Source organism: Polyangium sp. 6x1 (assembly GCF_029946515.1).
GTDB lineage: Bacteria > Myxococcota_A > Polyangia > Polyangiales > Polyangiaceae > Polyangium.
The window spans coordinates 166276-182712 of record NZ_JARZHH010000016.1; the positions used below are offsets into that span (position 1 = coordinate 166276).

Genomic DNA, 16437 nt, shown 5'->3' on the forward strand with positions numbered 1-16437 from the left:
GCAGGGGCTGTCCGCCCCTGCACCCGGACCAGCGCAAGCGCTGGACTCGGGGTCGATGAACTGCGCGATGCGCAGTTCATCGAACGGGCCAGGTCAAGACCGCAACCCGAGACAGCCGCGCTGACGGTTCAACTGGCGACGCGGTACAGCGGCGGCCTGTGGGAAGAACTGCGCATCGCGCAGTTCTTCCCCAAATGGTCCAGGGCTGGCCCTGGTTCGGGTCGAGGGGCGAACAGCCCCCGCGGGGTCCGGGGCAGCGCCCCGGCGCGACGCCTCCTACGCTCGCTTCGGCGTCAGCACCGCGGCCCCCGAGAAGCGCCCGTGCCGGAGGTCCGCGAGGGCTCTGGCGCCCTCCTCCAGCGGATAGACGTTCACTTCGGTTCGTAGCGGCACGCGAGGGGCGAGTGCGAGGAACTCCTCGCCGTCTTTCCGCGTCAGGTTTGCGACCGACCGCAGAACGCGCTCGCCCCACAGGATCGAATAGGGGAACGAGGGGATGTCACTCATATGGATCCCCCCGCAAACCACGGCCCCTCCTTTTCGCACGGCGCGCAGCGCGGCCGGGACGAGCTCGCCTGCGGGCGCGAAGATCAGGGCCGCATCGAGCTCCACCGGCGGCGGCTCGTTCGATGCGCCGGCCCATTCTGCTCCCATCTGGAGCGCGAATTCTTTTGCCTTTTCATCGCCGGCCCGCACGAAGCCGAAGACGCGACGACCCTGATGCCGCGCCACCTGCACCACGAGGTGCGCTGCCGCGCCGAAACCGTAAATGCCGATTCGCTCCGCGTCCCCCGCCATGCGCAGCGTCCGATAGCCGATGAGACCGGCGCAAAGGAGCGGCGCAGCTTGCAGATCGGGATATCCCTCGGGAATGGGAAAACAATACCGGGCGTCGGCGACGGCCCGCTCGGCGAATCCGCCGTCGATCTGGTAGCCGGTGAAGCGCGCTGCGTCGCAGAGGTTCTCGCGTCCCGAAAGGCAATACGAGCATTTTCCGCAGGTGAAGCCGAGCCAGGGCACGCCCACGCGCGCCCCGCGGGCGAAGCGCGGCGTTTGGCCCGGCTGCGGCACCTCCGCGAGCACCTCGCCCACGATCTGGTGGCCGGGCACGAGCGGTAGCTTCGGATCGGGCAATTCGCCGTCGACCAGGTGAAGGTCGGTCCGGCAGACCGCGCAGGCTCGCACGTCGAGCAGCACCTCCCCCGGTCCGGGCGTCGGCTCGGGGCGTTCGAGGAGCGCGAGCGGGCGGCGGGGTTCGGTCAGGACGAGAGCGCGCATGCCTTCAACATGGGCGGGAGACGGGCCGCGCAAGCCCCCACGCGCACCGGGTGGTTGCCGGCGGGCCCGTCCGGCTCTACCCTGTTGGGTCAAAACATGGGATCCCATGGATCGGAATCGCCGTCCGCCGAGAAGGCCGAGCTGACCGCCGTGCTCGACTCGCTCCGTCACATCATCCGGGCGCTTCGGCTCTCGTCGTCGGCCGTGGAAAAGGCGCACGGCGTGAGCGGGGCGCAGCTCTTCGTCCTCGGCGAGCTGGCCAGCGGAAAACGCTACTCCATCGCCGAGCTCGCGGCGCGCACCGCCACCGACCCGAGCTCCGTCTCGGTCGTGGTCGCGCGCCTCGTCCAGCGCGGCCTCGTCGACCGGCACGTCTCTCCGGACGACGCGCGCCGCGCCGAGATCGCCATCACCCCCGCCGGCAGCGTCCTGCTCCGCGAGGCCGCCCCGCCCGTCCAGCTCAAGCTCATCGCCGCGCTCGCCGACCTGCCCGCGGACGAGCTTGCCGCCCTCACGCGTGGCCTCGGGCGCGTGGCCGCCGCTGTCGGCGCCGAGGGGCCTGCGCCCATGTTCTTCGAGCCGGAGTCGGACCGCCCGTCCCGGCGGAAGGCATGATCTCCTGCGCGGAGCCCTCGGTGCTGCACGCCCCACGCCCTGCCGCCCCGTCGACGCTCGCCGAGGCGGTGCATCGCTTCGGCCGCGACACGGTGGCGTTTCAGTCCCTCGCGCCCGGGATGCGCGCGTGGCGTGACGGCGCGGGGGGTTGGGTCGCGTTCGCGGACACGGGCCGGGCGTGGATCGCGGTCGGCTCGCCGCTCTGCGCGCCCGAGCATACGGGCCGGACGGCGCGCGCGTTCGTGCAGGCTGCGCGCGGGGTGGGCCGGCGCGCTGGGTTCTGCGCGGTCGAGGATTTTCCGCGCGACGCGTTCTTCGAGCGTTTGCTCCTGGGTCGGCAGCCGGTATGGGATCCGCTGCAATGGGATCGCGTGCTCGCCGGGCGGAGGAGTCTTCGCGAGCAGATCCGCCGCGCGCGCGCCAAAGGCGTGCGGGCGCGCGTGGTGAATGCCGAGGAGCTCGGGGGCGAGCTCGGCGCTGCGATCGCGGCCCTCTCGGCGCGCTGGTGCGCGGGGCGGCGGGGCGGCGCCTTGGGCTTCTTGCTCTCGGTGGACCTCTTTTATAGGCCCTCCGAGCGGCTCTACGTCGTCGCCGAGCGGGGCGCTCGCCTCTGCGCGGTGCTCGCGGCGGTGCCGGTGCCTGGCCGGGGCGGCTGGTTTTTCGAGGACATCCTCCGCGCCGACGACGCGCCGAACGGGACCGTGGAGCTCGTCGTGGACGCGGCGATGAAGGGGCTCGGGGCGGCGGCGTGCGGGCGCGTGACGATGGGCCTCGTCCCGCTCGCGGGGCCCTTGCCGCAGGGCTTGCGGCTCCTGCGGCGCATCGGGCACAACGTCTACGATTTCGAGGGCCTGCGCGCATTCCGGGCCCGCTTTGCGCCCGAGGCGTGGGAGCCGGTCTGGTTCGTCCGCCCGCGCGACACGAGTGAAATCGTCGCCTTGTGGGACGTGGCCTCGGCGCTCACGGGCGGGCATCCCCTTCGTTTTGCGTTTCGCGCGTGGGCCGAGGGCAGGAGAGGCCGGCCTCGACGCGCGCCGGGTGGAGCGCCGGCCGGCTGACGCACGGTTTGACCGGGACGAACCTGTGCGCGATCGACAGCGACAGTTCCAGTCTTGACGCGACTTTCCAGCCACCGTAGGAAGGTTTGTCCCTACACCTCGGAGGCCTCGTTGAAGAAAATCGCCATTCGCGTGGGCATCGGGCTCGCGGCCGTGATCGTGGTGCTCTTGATCGTGATCGCGACGCGCCCGTCCACGTACCGGGTCGAGCGTCATGCCACCATTGCGGCGCCGGTGGACCTCGTGTTTGCCCAGGTCAAGGACTTCCGGACGTGGGCGTCGTGGTCTCCGTGGGCCAAGCTCGATCCGAAGATGAAGACGAAGTTCGACGGCAAGCAAGGCGAGGTCGGCGCCGTGTACGAATGGGAGGGCAACGACGACGTCGGCGCGGGCCGGATGACGATCGCCGCGGTCAAGCCGAACGAGCGCGTGGACATCAAGCTCGAGTTCCTGAAGCCGTTCGCGTCCAAGGCCGACAATGGATTCGCTGTCGAGGCGGCAGGAAAGGAGACCAAGATCACGTGGTTCATGAGCGGCGAGAACGATTTTCTCGGGAAGGCATTTGGCCTCTTCATGGACATGGACGCGATGATCGGGAAGGACTTCGAGAATGGCCTCGGGAACTTCAAAAAGGTCGCCGAAGAGGCCGCGAAGGCGCCCCCAACGCCTGCCGAGCCCGAGACGGTGAACGCCGCCGCGCCGAAGTGACCGGCCCCCGAAGACGGAGCCCGTGACGGGGGCACGTTTCTGGCACCGTCGGTCCGTTGACGAAGAAGCGGATATCCTGGCATTGTCAACCGCTCCTGTGTCCACCGATTCAAACGCGGGCGCAGGGAGGGACCTCATGCCGTACCCCGGACTGGAAGAGGAGTGCGCGGCGCTGCGCGCGCGGGTCGCCGAGCTGGAGGCGCGCCTCGCAGAAGCAGCGCCCGCCGATGGCGGCCCGCCTCGTGAAAGTCGCGCGTCCGCTCAGGACGGCGAGATCATGCTTCTCCGGGCGGCGTTGCGAAGCCTCGCCGTGGGCGTCGTCCTTTGCGATCGTGAGGGCAAGCTCGTCCACTTCAACGACGCGGCGATGATGATGCTCGGGAAAGGCGCGAGCGACGCCGGGCCCTGGGACTGGTTCGAGCGATATGGTCTCTTTCTGCCGGACGGCGTGACCCCGTTTCCGACGGGCGAGCTTCCCCTCGCCCGCGCACTGCGGGGAGAGGTCACGGACGGCGTGGAGATGTTCGGGCGGAACGACGCGCGGCCCGAAGGCGTGGCCATGGAGGTCTCTGGCCGGCCCATTCGCGACGAAAAGGGCGAGCTCGTCGGCGCCGTGGTCGTATTCTGCGACATCAGCGAGCGGAAGCGATACGAGGCCGAGCGCGAGCGTCGGCGACGCGCCGACGAGCAACGCATCGCCGCCGAAAAGGACAGGCTTCGGATGGCGCGGATCCTCCAGGGGCTGCTCGACAACCTGGACGTGGTCGTCTGGGCGACCGACGAAAAAGGCATTTGCAACTTCCACGACGGCCGCGGAGCACTCTCGGCAGGCGTCGCGCGCGGTCAGCTCGTCGGGCAAAATTTCATCGCATCCGACGAGCACGTACGCCGCGCGCTCGCGGGCCATCCCGTCCACGTGATCGGCAAGTCGGACGGGGTCGTCTGGGAGCACTGGATGATCCCGGTGACCGAGGAAGACAAGCGCATCTCGGGCGTCATCGGCATGAGCCTGAACATCAACGAGGCGCACCAGATCAAGACAGACCTCGAGGCAAAGCTCGCGCTGATTCAAAGGCAGCAGGAGGTCATCTTCAATCTGGAGACGCCCATCATCCAGGTCTGGGATCGTGTCCTCACGCTCCCGATGGTAGGCGTCGTCGACAGCCGTCGCGCCGCGCGTGTCACAGACGACCTCCTCGCCTCGGTGGCCCGCACGCAAGCACGCTTCGCAATCCTCGACCTGACAGGCGTCGAGGTGGTCGATACAGCCACAGCCGGGCACATGCTGAACATCATCAGCGCCGTCCGGCTCCTCGGGGCAGAAGGCATCATCACCGGGATCAAGCCAAACGTCGCCCAGACCATGATCTCTCTCGGCCTCGACCTGTCGCGCGTGCGCACGCTCGCCACCCTGCGCGACGGCCTCGGTCTCGCGATTCGACAGCTCGCGTCGAATTGAGCTGGAAGGCGCTTCGCTGGGGCTTTGCCCCAGGCCCCACCGGGGCTATCCGCCCCTGGACCCGGACCAGCGCAAGCGCTGGACTCGGGGTCGATGAACTGCGCTCCGCGCAGTTCATCGAACAGCCGGGTTCAAGACCAGCCACGATCCTGCCAGCCGAGACAGCCTCGCCGACGGTTCGACTGGCAACGCCCGTTGAAGCGTGAGACGCCCTCGATGGTCTTGCCAACGGCCTGTGGGAAAAACTGCGCATCGCGCAGTTTTTCCCCCAAAGGTCCAGGGCTGGCCCTGGTTCGGGTCGAGGGGCGAATAGCCCCCGCGGGGTCCGGGGCAGCGCCCCGGCGCGACGCTTACAGCTGTGTGCAGCGGGTGCTCGTGCAGGCGTAGCCGTCGAGACAATCGCGACCGTCCTTGCAGGAGCGCTCGCAGACGCCGGCGACACACGCATTGCCCATGCCGCAGCTTGCGTCGCTCAGGCATTCGACGCAGTGGTTTTCGACGCAGTACTGGAACGCCGCGTTTTTGCCCTCGCAATCGCGCTGGTTCGAGCATGGCACGGATTTCGGCTCGGGCACACAGGCCGCCCAGGCGACGACCATTCCGACGGAAAGGACGAACCAGCGTGTGAAGGAAGGTTTCACGTGGCGGACCTCCAGACGCGCGGTTGCAGCAGAGAGTATGCCACCGCGACGAAAAGAGGTGCCCTGTGGCGCGCGTGACCTCCGTGTCCGTCGGTATCAGGCGCCTGCGTCGTCCACGCTGCGATCCCGGAGCCGATACCCGACTCCTGGCTCCGTCACGAGCCATTTGGGCCGCGCTGGGTTTGCTTCGATCTTCTTCCGCAGCTCGGCCATGTGGACGCGGACGTAATGGGGCTGGTTTGCGTAGGCCGGGCCCCAGACCTCCTTCAGGATGTGCTGGTGGGTCAGCACCTTGCCGGCGTTCTGTGCGAGCAAGACGAGCAGCTTGTATTCGATGGGGGTGAGGTGCACTTCTTGGCCCCCTCGTTTTACCTCGCGCCGCACGAGATCCACGCTGAGCTCTCCGACCTCGATGGCTTGCGCCCCGCTTGGCGCTGCCCCCGCGCGCGCGTGCCGCAGCGCGACTCGCATCCGCGCGAGTAGCTCGTTCACGCCGAAGGGTTTGGTCAGGTAATCGTCTGCCCCTGCGTCGAGTGCGGCGACCTTGTCGTCCTCGCGCCCGCGCGCCGAGATGACGATTACGGGCATCCGACCCCATTCGCGGATCCGGCGCGTGAGCTCGATTCCGTCGCCGTCTGGCAGGCCGAGGTCGAGCAGCAGGAGCTCGGGATTGTGGGTGCTCGCGAGCATGAGCGCCTCTGCGGAGGTGCCTGCTTCGAGCAGCCGATAGCCGTGCGACGTCAGCGTCGCGCGCATGAACCTTCGCATCTGGGGTTCGTCCTCGACGAGGAGGACCAGCGGACGAAAATCCGTCATGGCCGCGCCTCCTCCACGTGCGACGAGATGGAAGGGGCGACGCCGGGGATCGGCACGCGGATGCGGAAATTTGCGCCGCTCGGGCGGCGATTCTCGGCGGTGATCGTGCCGCCGTGCGCCTCGACGATCGCCTTGCAGATCGCGAGCCCGAGCCCTGCGCCGGCGCTGCCTGTGTGCCCTCCGCGGTAAAACTTCTCGAAGATGCGCGACTCGCTCCCGGCCGGGAGGCCTGGGCCCGCGTCGGCCACCTCGATGAGCACGACGCCGGGCTCGCTGCGGGCGAGGACCTCGATCGGCGATCCGGGGCTCGTGTACCGCGCGGCATTCTCGAAGAGATTGATGAACACCTGCTCGAAGAGTACGGGATCTACGGACAGGAGTGGTAACGCTTCCGCGATCGCGACGTTCACGGGCCGCTCCCCGAGCTTTCGTTCGAGCCGCGTCAGCGCGGAGCCGACGAGCTCTTCGAGTGGCACCCATTCGCGCTTCAGCGCCACCGGGCCTGCTTCGAGGCGGGTCATGTCGAGCAGGTTCGCGACCAGCCTCTCCAGCCGCTCGGCCTCCTCGCAGATCGAGTCGAGTAGCTCCGCGCGGGTGTTCGCGCCGAGACCCCCGTCGTCGCGCAGCGCCGTGGCCGCGCCTGTAATTGCCGAGAGCGGCGTGCGAAGGTCGTGCGAGACGGCCGAGAGCAAGGAACTGCGCATCTCTTCCGTCTTCGCGCGCAGGGCGGCGGTGTTCGCCTCGCTCGTGAGCCGCACGCGATCGAAGGCGAAGGCTGCCTGCCTGCAGAATGCGTCGAGGAACGCGCGTTGCTCGGCCCCGAGCGGCGTCGTTCCTTTCGGCGCGAGCACGAGCACGCCGAGCGGCGCGCCTCGGACCGTGAGTGGAGCGCATACGATCTTCGAGCCCGGGAGCGTATCCGTGCCCAATCCTGAAGGACGGGCGTGTTCGAAGGCCCAGCGGGCGACCGCGAGATCGGCGGAATCGAGGCTCGTTGCGGCTGGGGCGACGGCGACCGCCCGCATGGCGCCGTCGTCCACGGATTGCAGCACGTGCGCCGTCGCTTCGAAGACCTGCTCGGCGTGGCGCGCGACGGCCGCGGCGACCGCCTCGGTATCATCCGCCGCCGCGAGATCCCGGCTGAGCTCGTAGAGCGCGGCCGTCCACGCCTCGCGATGCCGCGCGTCTTGCTCCTGGCGCTGGATGCGGGCCGTCAGCTCGCTGAGGAGCAGGCCGACGCCGAACATCATCGCGAACGTCAGGAAATACCGCGCGTCGGCGACATTCAATGTGTGAAAGGGCGGGACGAAGAAAAAATCGTACCCAGCCACGCCGAGCGCGGCCGCGAGGATGGACGGGCCTCGACCGAAGCGCACGGCCGCGAGCATGACCGCGAGCACGTAAAGCACTTCGAGATCGGGCACGGGATAGACGGCGTGCACGGCCGCCGCGAGGACCGTCGTGGCGACGACGAGCAGGACGGCCCACCCGTACATCACGGCGCGCGTCGGCTCCTTCGGCGCCTCGGCTGGTACCGGCGCGGTCTCCGCGCTCTCGCTCCCGCTGATGACGTGCACGTCGACGTCCCCGCTGCCCCGCACGACCTCGTCGAGCAGCGAGCCGCGCAGCCGGTCCCGAAGGCGCGAATGCGTCGGCTTGCCGATGATGATGCGCGTGACGTTGTGCTTGCGCGCATATCGCAAGAGCGCTTCCGAAATGCTCGTGCCGGAGAGCCTCGTCACGGTGCCCCCGAGCATCTCCGCGAGGCGCAAATGGGATTCGAGCCGCGCCCGATCGGCTTCGCTCGGCGCCTTCACGGCGGGCGATTCGACGTACGCCGCGACCCACGGCGCGCGCAGGCCCGCGGCCATGCGGCTCGCCGCGCGCATGAGCCGGCCCGAGCTCGGCGCGGGGCTGATGCAGACGAGAATGCGCTCGCCCGCGGGCCAGGGCGTGACGACGCCGTGTTGCTCGCGGTACTCCCGCATGTCCACGTCGACGCGCTCGGCCGTGCGACGGAGCGCGAGCTCGCGCAGGGCGAGCAGGTTCCCGCGCTTGAAGAAGTGCGCCGTGGCGCGCTTCGCTTGCTCCGGGAGATAGACCTTTCCCTCGCGGAGACGCGCGAGCAGCTCCTCCGGGGCGATGTCGACGAGCTCGATCTCGTCGGCCCGTTCGAGGATCGAATCGGGGATCGTCTCGCGCACCTGGATGCCCGTGATCTGTGCGACGACGTCGTTCAGGCTCTCGACGTGCTGCACGTTGACGGTCGTGTAGACGTCGATGCCCGCGTCGAGCAGCTCGATCGCGTCTTGCCAGCGCTTCGCGTGCCGCGATCCCGGGGCGTTCGTGTGCGCGAGCTCGTCGAGCAGGAGGATCTTGGGCCTTCGCGCGAGCGCGGCGTCGAGGTCGAGCTCGTCGAGGGCGCGCCCGCGATACTCCACCTTGCGCCGCGAGAGGACGTCGAGCCCTTCGAGCAAAGCTTCGGTCTCCGCCCGCCCGTGTGTCTCCACGATCCCGGCGACGACGTCGAGCTTCTGCTCGATCGCGCGCTCCCGCGCGACCTGGAGCATGCGGTACGTCTTGCCGACGCCGGGGGCGAACCCGAAAAAGATGCGGAGACGCGCTCGTTTTTCGCGCCCCTCTTCTTCGTACGCCCTCCGGACGAGCGCGTCGGGATCGGGTCGGCTTTCGGGATCGTTCATGGACGAGCTTCCGCGTGATCGAGGGCGAGGTGCAGGCGTAACACGTTCACGCGCGGCTCGCCGAGGACGCCGCTCAATTCCTCTCGCGCCGTCCCTCGCGGCGGAGGCGCGTGATGCAGGGGCCGACGAGGCCCTTCAGCGCGAGCAGTGACATCAACATGCCGAGCGAGCTCGCGGCGCCCCAGGGCCCTGGCCGACCGGCGTCGTACAGCACGAGCAAGAGACCGAGACCGAGCCATACCCAGAGGAGGCCCCTCTGCTCGCTCCCCTCGGGATCACGCTCGATCTTCGCGTTTTCGTTTCGTCGGTACGGGTTCATCGTCAAAACCACGTCGTCGCGCCGAGCGTGACGGAGTCCTGGGTGCTGCGGTTCGGGACGAACGGCGCGTCCAGCCCATTGCCCGCGACCGCGCCGCCGAAATACATGGTTCCCGCCGCGTGATCGTGGCGGTATTCGAGCCGGAACGACGCTCGCTCGTGCGGGCGGAAGTCCGCCGTCGCCGTGCCGGACGCCACCCACGAGACCGGCCAGAAGATGGCCGAGGCCGTGCCCGCGTCGCTCGTCGGCACGCGCTCGTGGAACGCGTCTCCACGCGCCGCGAGGAAAAGCTTCTCCGCGACACGAATACGCGCATGGAGCGCGCCCGCGATCCAGGCGCTCGTTCCGAAATGATTGGGCTCCGTCCCTCCATTGAGATGCGCGATGAACGAGAGCCTGTCCGTCGGGTGGACGGTCGCGTGCGCGTCGACGAGGTGCCGCCAGGCGCGGCCCTCGGGGGCGCCGCGGGGCCGCTCGACGCCCGTGAAATACAAGAGCGAGAGAGCGACCTTGTCCGGCCGCGTGTACGTGACCTGCGCCGTGAGCGATTTCTCGTCGTTGTTGTCGACGACGCTGTTCCAGCCGTTGTAACAGGCGAGCGTGACGGCCCAGGCGTCGCTCAGCGGATACGTCGCGCGCGCGCCGGTATGGTAAAACGGAAGCCCGAAAAACAGGTTCGATCGGGAGAAGTTCCAGCCGTCGCGCACGGCGATCCCCTCGGGTCCGATCGGCGAGAGGAAGAGGCCGGCCTGGACGAGGAGCCCGCGCCCGATGTCGAACCGATATCCCGCGTAGGCTTGCTGGACGTACTTCCAGAGCTCCAGGCTCGTCGCGTTCGTCCCGCTCGCGCCCGCGAGCGCCGGCTCGGCGAGGTAATACGTGCTCGGCGTGTGCCCCACCTGGAGCGTCACCCGCCCCGCGATTCGCTCGACGTCCCAGGACGCGTCCAGGGCGACGTTCGACAGCGTGAACGTATTGTGCCGGTTGTCGAACCCTCGATAATGGGTGATGCCATTCGAGGGCCGCCCGAAATTCCACTGGTAAAACGCCTCCACATACCCGCCGAGCTGAAACGTGGCGGGCGGCGGAGCCTCGTCCGCGCGCGCCTCGGGGACGGACGCGAGGAGCAGGGCCACCGAGCCGAAGAGGACGCGGCGATCCGGGAGCATGCCGGCGAGCTGCATGCCGCGTATATAAAGCTTTCCGTGTAAGCGGGACGTCAAGGTCCCGCGGTCGGGTATCAAGAAAGTATCAAGATTGGGTCCGGGATGTCGGGGGCATCCCCGGAAGGGGGTACCCTTCGGGCCCCATGACGGTCGAACCTTCTGAAGTGCCATCTACGAGCGCGCATGCGCCGTCCGCGGCACATGCACCGCACGCGGTTCGCTGGCCGCTCCTCCTCGGCGCCCTCGGCGTCGTGTTCGGCGACATCGGCACGAGCCCGCTTTATGCCATCAAAGAATGCTTCAGCCCCGCGAGCACGCACCGGGTCGACGCCACGCCGGAGAACGTGCTCGGCGTGCTGTCGCTCGTCTTCTGGTCCCTGCTCCTCGTCGTGACGGTCAAGTACCTGACCTTCATCCTCAAGGCCGACAATCAAGGTTCGGGAGGCATCCTCGCGCTGCTCGCGCTCGTGCCCCCACGCAAGGACGGCAGCGCCGCCCTCGGCCCGCTCGTGCTCCTCGTCCTCTTCGGCGCGGCGCTTCTTTATGGCGACGGCGTCATCACGCCGGCCATCTCGGTCCTCTCCGCGATGGAAGGGCTCGAGGTGGCCACGACGTCGCTGAAACCAGCGGTCGTCCCGCTGACCGTCGTGGTCCTGCTATCGCTTTTCTTCGTGCAGAAACGCGGCACGGCGGGCATCGGCAACGTCTTCGGCCCGGTCACGCTGATCTGGTTCTTGACGATCGCGGCGCTCGGCGTGCGCTGGATCTGGCTCGAGCCTTCCGTGCTCGCGGCGGTCGATCCGCGGCACGCGGTCGGGTTTTTCCTGGAGCACAAGGGCCACGGCTTCTTGTTGCTCGGCGCCGTCGTCCTTTGCATCACCGGCGGCGAGGCGCTTTATGCCGACATGGGGCATTTCGGCCGTGGCCCCATTCGCACGGTCTGGTACGCGGTCGTCTGGCCAGCGCTGCTCCTGAACTACTTCGGCCAGGGCGCCTGCCTCCTCCGGGATCCCTCGGCGGCGACGAACCCCTTTTATGCCCTCGTCCCCTCCTGGGCCCTCTATCCGACGGTCGCGATCGCCACCGCGGCGACCATCGTCGCCTCGCAAGCGCTCATCTCCGGCGCCTACTCGCTCACGCAGCAAGCCGTGCAGCTCGGCTATTTCCCGCGCGTGACCATCGTCCACACCTCGAAGGAGACCGAGGGCCAGATCTACATCCCCGAGATCAACCGCGCGCTCTGCGTCGCCTGCATCTTCCTCGTGCTCTGGTTCCAAAATTCGAGCGCGCTCGCCGCGGCCTACGGCATCGCCGTCACGGGCACGATGGGCATCACGACGGTCGTCTATTTCGTCGTCGTGACGCAGCGCTGGAAATGGCCACTCTGGAAGGCACTCCCGCCGGTCCTGCTCTTCCTGAGCATCGACCTCGCGTTCTTCGGCGCAAACGCAGCAAAGTTCTTCCACGGCGGCTGGTTCCCCATCGTCATGGGCGCCGCCATCTACGTCGTGATGACGACCTGGAAGGCTGGCCGCCGCATCCTCGGCGAGGCCTTCAAGGCAAACCTCCTCCCGCTCGACTCCTTTCTGCGCGACGTGGAGGCGCGAAAGCCGCACCGTGTCGAAGGCACCGCCGTCTTCATGGCGTCGAACCCGCAAGGCACACCCCCCGTGCTGCGCCACCACCTCGAGCACAACAAGGTCCTCCACGAACAAGTCGTGCTCCTCTCCGTGGTCAACGAGCGCGTCCCGGAGATCACCTCCGAGGAGCGAATCGCAGTCGACGACATGGGCCACGGGTTTTACCGCGTGACCGCGCGATACGGCTTCATGCAAACGCCGCACGTGCCGAGCGTGCTCGCCGCATGCAAGGGCCACGGTCTCGACGTGAATCTCCGGACGACGAGTTATTACCTCGGCCGCGAGACACTCCTCCCCACAGGCCGTTCCCGAATGATGAAGTGGCGCAAAGCCCTCTTCGCATTCATCTCGCGCAACGCCCGGCCAGCGACCGCCTACTTCGGCCTGCCCCCGGGCAGGGTCGTCGAGCTGGGGATGCAGATCGATCTGTGACGGCGCCTCGCTGGGGCGTTGCCCCAGGCCCCACCAGGAGCTGTCCGCTCCTGGACCTGGACCAGCGCAAGCGCTGGACGCGTGGTCGATGAACTGCGCGATGCGCAGTTCATCGAACGGGCTGATGCAGAGCGAGCGTGCTACGCGTCGCGAATGCGGCAATTTTGCTTCTCGTGTTCAGGCGCATCACGCCCGCCTTCCATGCGCAGCCTCGTCCTCGTCACCGCCCTTTTGATCCCTGCCTGCGCCGCCCAGGAAGCGCCGCCTGTGTCCTCCCCGGCTGTCTCCGCGCCCGCGAGCGACGGGCCCGCACCCTCCGCCGTCGCGCCGCCCGCGAGCGACGCGCCGCCGCCGGACCGTTGCGGCGCCACGGAGGCAGGCCCCTTCACGAATGAGCCCATCACCCTCGACGGCCGCACCCTCACGCCTGCTCAGATCAAGGCCACGCTCCTCGCGAACCTCCAGCCATCCACGTCGCACGGCGGGGTCGCGGTATGTAGCTACCTCGTGTACGGCTCCGGTCCGAAGCAACTCTACCTCGAAGCCCTGTGCGAGGAGGTCGTCGTCAAGGACGGCCGCGTGGCCATCGCGTCCGGCCGGCGCACCCCCGCCGTGATGGACCTCGACGCGACCGGGGCGCCCTCTGGCGTCCGCACGCCCAGGGATGGGTCGCTGTACGGGAAAGACTTGAACGTGCTTTTCCCGCCCGACGCGCAGCAAGCGATGAAGACCCGCTTCAACCTCCGGGAGCTCGAGCGGGCACTGAATGCCGAGGCCGCTTGCCGCCTCGGCGTCTCTCCCCCGTGAAAACCGCGGGGCCCGGGGCAGCGCCCCGGCGCGACGCCTCCCCAGGCGACCTCTCAAAAAAATGCATGAAGCGATGCGACTTGCCCCGGCGACGCGTGATCTGGGTGCAAGGAGCACGATTTCACGCGTCACCTCTGCGTCGTCGCTGTTCGCGAGACCCTCTGCGGGTGCGGCTCGAGCTGCAAGGAGAGGGCAAGGGGCCCAACGCAGGCGCAAGGTCGATGGAGCCTGGAAGAGAGAATCCAATGAACGGAAAACGAACGCATTTCGTCGCGCTGCGGTGCCTCGTCCTCGCCCTCGGGGTCGCCGCCGCCACGACAGCCTGCGGGGGAGAGCCCGCAACGGAAGGCACGGCTCCGGCAGCCGCAGAGCCCCCGGCGCGGCAGACACCCGCGGCCATGGGGAAGGACCTGCGCGCGGCCTACATCGCTTCGACGCAGCGCGGGGCGCCGCCGCATTATGCCGCGGAGGCCGCGTCGCTCGGTCGCCTGCGCGCCGACAACGAGGCGCAAGCGTTTTCGACGACGCTCGACGGCGCCGGCGTGCAGGTGACCTCGCGCGACGGCGGGGCCACGTTCTCGATGCGCGCGGCGGCCTTCGGCTGCGCATCGGACGTCACGACGCTCGGCGAGGCCACGCCCGAGGCGGAGGGGAATTTCGTTCGGTATCGCCGCGAGGGCCTCGACGAATGGTATCTGAATGGCCCCCTCGGGCTCGAACAAGGGTTCACGCTCGCGCGGGCGCCGGCTTGTGCGGGCACGAAGGTCGTCACGCTGGAGCTCGGCGGCGATCTGCGGGCCGCGCTCACGGATGAGGACGGTGATGGGCGTGGAGATGCGCTCGATCTCGTGGACGACGCGGATCGCCGCGTGCTCGCGTATTCGGCGCTCTACGCGACGGACGCGACGGGCCGGGAGCTCCCTGCGTGGCTCTCCCTCGAGCACGGGCGGCTCGCGATTCATGTCGACGACGCGGACGCCGTGTATCCGGTGGAGATCGATCCGCTGATCACGCAGCAGGCGAAGCTCACGGCGAGCGACGCCGCGGGGGGCGACCTCTTTGGCATGGCGGTCGCGATCTCCGGGGACACCGCGCTCGTCGGGTCGCCCTGGGACAGCGACAAGGGGTTCGCGTCGGGCGCCGTGTACGTCTACGTGCGGACGGGCGGCATCTGGATGCAACAGGCGAAGATCGTGCCGTTCGACGGCCAGGGCTCGGACCGGTTTGGTCATGTGGTCGCGCTCTCGGGGGACCGCGCGCTCATCGGGGCGCCTTATGACAACCTGAATGGCGGCTCGGCGTATGTCTTCGTCCGGAGCGGCGGCGTCTGGACGCAGCAGGCGAAGCTCGTGTCGAGCGACCAGGTGCCGGGCGACCTCTTCGGCCGATCGGTCGCGATCGAGGGGTCGACCGCGCTCATCGGCGCGGAGAACGACGACGCGATGGGCGCCTACTCGGGCTCGGCCTACGTCTTCGTGCACGACGGCATCTGGACCCAGCAAGCAAAGCTCGTGGCGAGCGACGGCGTGCCCTCCAGCGTCTTCGGTAGCGCGGTATCCCTCTCCGGAGACACCGCGCTCATCGGAGCCGAGGAGGGGGACGACGACAATGGCGTGAGCACCGGTACGGCCTATGTCTTCGTGCGGAGCGGCTCGACGTGGACCCAGCAGGCGAAGCTCGTGCCGGGCGATACGACGGACGCGGATTACTTCGGCATTTCGGTTGCGCTCTCGGCCGATACGGCGCTCGTCGGGTCGTACAAGAACAATGCGAAGGGCTACTCCTCCGGCGCTGGTTATGTGTTCGTACGGAGCGGCGCCGTGTGGACCAAGCAGGCGAAGCTCCTCGCGAGCGACGGGGTGGCGGGCGATGGCCTCGGGTACGAGGTGGCCCTCGAGGGAAACAAGGCGATCCTCGGCGCGTACGGCGCAACCGCGCAGGCGACGGGCTCCGGGGCGGCCTACCTCTTCGTGCGAAGCGGCGCGACCTGGACCGAACAGGCGAAGCTCGTCGCGAGCGACGGCGCGATGAACGACCGCCTCGGCATTTCGGTCGCGCTCTCGGGCGGCACAGCGATCGCGGGGGCGCACTTCGACGACGGCGTGGGGGTCGACTCCGGATCCGCCTACATCTTCGACGTCAAGTCGAACCCGGGGAGCTCCTGCGCGGGCCTGCTCGATTGCAAGAGCGGGTTCTGCGTCGACGGCGTCTGCTGCAACACGGCGTGCGGCGGCGGCGCCGCGGGCGATTGCCAGGCATGCAGCATCGCGGCGGGCGCGGCGGCGGATGGAACCTGCGCGCCGCTCGCGGCGGGCACGGCGTGCCGCGCGAGCGCGGGCGCGTGCGACGTCGCGGAGACCTGTGACGGCGCCGCGAACGATTGCCCTGCGGATGCAAAGGTCGCGATGGGCACCGCGTGCCGCGCGGCCTCCGGCGAATGCGACGTCGCCGAGACCTGCGACGGCGCCGCGAACGATTGCCCTGCGGATGCAAAGGTCGCAATGGGCACCGCGTGCCGCGCGGCCTCGGGCGAATGCGACGTCGCGGAGACCTGCGACGGCGCCGCGAACGATTGCCCCGCCGACGCCAGCGCGCCGGATGGCGCCGTCTGCACCGCCGGGACGTGCACCGGCGGCGTGTGCATGAGCGGCAGCGGCGGAAGCGGCGGCTCCGGCGGCAGCGGCGGCGGCTCTGGCGGCAGCGGCGGCGGCTCTGGCGGCAGCGGCGGCGGCTCTGGCGGCAGCGGCGGCGGCTCTGGCGGCAGCGGCGGCGGCTCCGGCGGCAGCGGCGGCGGCT

General features: G+C 68.9%; 12 protein-coding genes and 1 pseudogene. 7 read left to right on the forward strand and 6 right to left on the reverse strand.

The features are described 5' to 3' along the window. Nucleotides 1-276 precede the first annotated feature (276 nt). On the reverse strand, nucleotides 277-1278 hold the full coding sequence (locus QHF85_RS17715; protein ID WP_281328384.1) for a zinc-dependent alcohol dehydrogenase family protein: 1002 nt from the start codon (nucleotides 1276-1278) through the stop codon (nucleotides 277-279). A gap of 96 nt (nucleotides 1279-1374) precedes the next feature. Here QHF85_RS17715 and QHF85_RS17720 point away from each other — a divergent pair, with 96 nt between their 5' ends. The 4 genes from QHF85_RS17720 to QHF85_RS17735 all read left to right on the forward strand — a co-directional run bounded on the left by QHF85_RS17720 (nucleotide 1375) and on the right by QHF85_RS17735 (nucleotide 5118). Next, complete coding sequence (locus tag QHF85_RS17720) at nucleotides 1375-1893, forward strand: MarR family winged helix-turn-helix transcriptional regulator (protein ID WP_281328385.1); 519 nt, start codon at nucleotides 1375-1377, stop codon at nucleotides 1891-1893. Further along, nucleotides 1890-2951, forward strand: a complete 1062-nt coding sequence (locus QHF85_RS17725) for a DUF2156 domain-containing protein (RefSeq protein ID WP_281328386.1) — start codon at nucleotides 1890-1892, stop codon at nucleotides 2949-2951. The genes QHF85_RS17720 and QHF85_RS17725 overlap by 4 nt, the downstream gene beginning before the upstream one ends. 111 nt (nucleotides 2952-3062) lie before the next feature. Beyond that, entirely contained in the window at nucleotides 3063-3659 is a 597-nt protein-coding gene (locus QHF85_RS17730; protein ID WP_281328387.1) for an SRPBCC family protein, read from the forward strand. Between the two features lie 136 nt (nucleotides 3660-3795). Beyond that, the gene (locus QHF85_RS17735) at nucleotides 3796-5118 is read left to right on the forward strand and encodes an STAS domain-containing protein (RefSeq protein ID WP_281328388.1); all 1323 of its coding nucleotides are present in this window, start codon (nucleotides 3796-3798) and stop codon (nucleotides 5116-5118) included. A 350-nt stretch (nucleotides 5119-5468) separates the two neighbouring features. Here QHF85_RS17735 and QHF85_RS17740 read toward each other — a convergent pair whose 3' ends face one another. The 5 genes from QHF85_RS17740 to QHF85_RS17760 form a co-directional block, all read right to left on the reverse strand. Continuing rightward, nucleotides 5469-5759 carry a hypothetical protein gene (locus QHF85_RS17740; RefSeq protein ID WP_281328389.1) on the reverse strand — a complete coding sequence of 97 codons (291 nt, stop codon included), beginning with the start codon at nucleotides 5757-5759 and terminating at the stop codon, nucleotides 5469-5471. Nucleotides 5760-5855: 96 nt separating this feature from the next. After that, nucleotides 5856-6575 carry a response regulator gene (locus QHF85_RS17745; RefSeq protein WP_281328390.1) on the reverse strand — a complete coding sequence of 240 codons (720 nt, stop codon included), beginning with the start codon at nucleotides 6573-6575 and terminating at the stop codon, nucleotides 5856-5858. Continuing rightward, complete coding sequence (locus QHF85_RS17750) at nucleotides 6572-9277, reverse strand: sensor histidine kinase KdpD (RefSeq protein ID WP_281328391.1); 2706 nt, start codon at nucleotides 9275-9277, stop codon at nucleotides 6572-6574. Before QHF85_RS17750 ends, QHF85_RS17745 begins: the two co-directional genes overlap by 4 nt. Nucleotides 9278-9350: 73 nt before the next feature. After that, on the reverse strand, nucleotides 9351-9596 hold the full coding sequence (locus QHF85_RS17755) for a hypothetical protein (RefSeq protein ID WP_281328392.1): 246 nt from the start codon (nucleotides 9594-9596) through the stop codon (nucleotides 9351-9353). Nucleotides 9597-9598: 2 nt separating this feature from the next. Beyond that, on the reverse strand, nucleotides 9599-10780 hold the full coding sequence (locus QHF85_RS17760; RefSeq protein ID WP_281328393.1) for an outer membrane beta-barrel protein: 1182 nt from the start codon (nucleotides 10778-10780) through the stop codon (nucleotides 9599-9601). A 125-nt stretch (nucleotides 10781-10905) separates the two neighbouring features. Between QHF85_RS17760 and QHF85_RS17765 the strand changes: the two genes are divergently transcribed. The 3 genes and pseudogenes from QHF85_RS17765 to QHF85_RS17775 all read left to right on the forward strand — a co-directional run. Then, entirely contained in the window at nucleotides 10906-12834 is a 1929-nt protein-coding gene (locus QHF85_RS17765; RefSeq protein WP_281328394.1) for a potassium transporter Kup, read from the forward strand. Nucleotides 12835-13035: 201 nt separating this feature from the next. After that, on the forward strand, nucleotides 13036-13641 hold the full coding sequence (locus QHF85_RS17770) for a hypothetical protein (RefSeq protein WP_281328395.1): 606 nt from the start codon (nucleotides 13036-13038) through the stop codon (nucleotides 13639-13641). 245 nt (nucleotides 13642-13886) lie between these two features. Beyond that, a pseudogene (locus QHF85_RS17775) lies at nucleotides 13887-16437 on the forward strand (hypothetical protein); the annotation flags it as partial.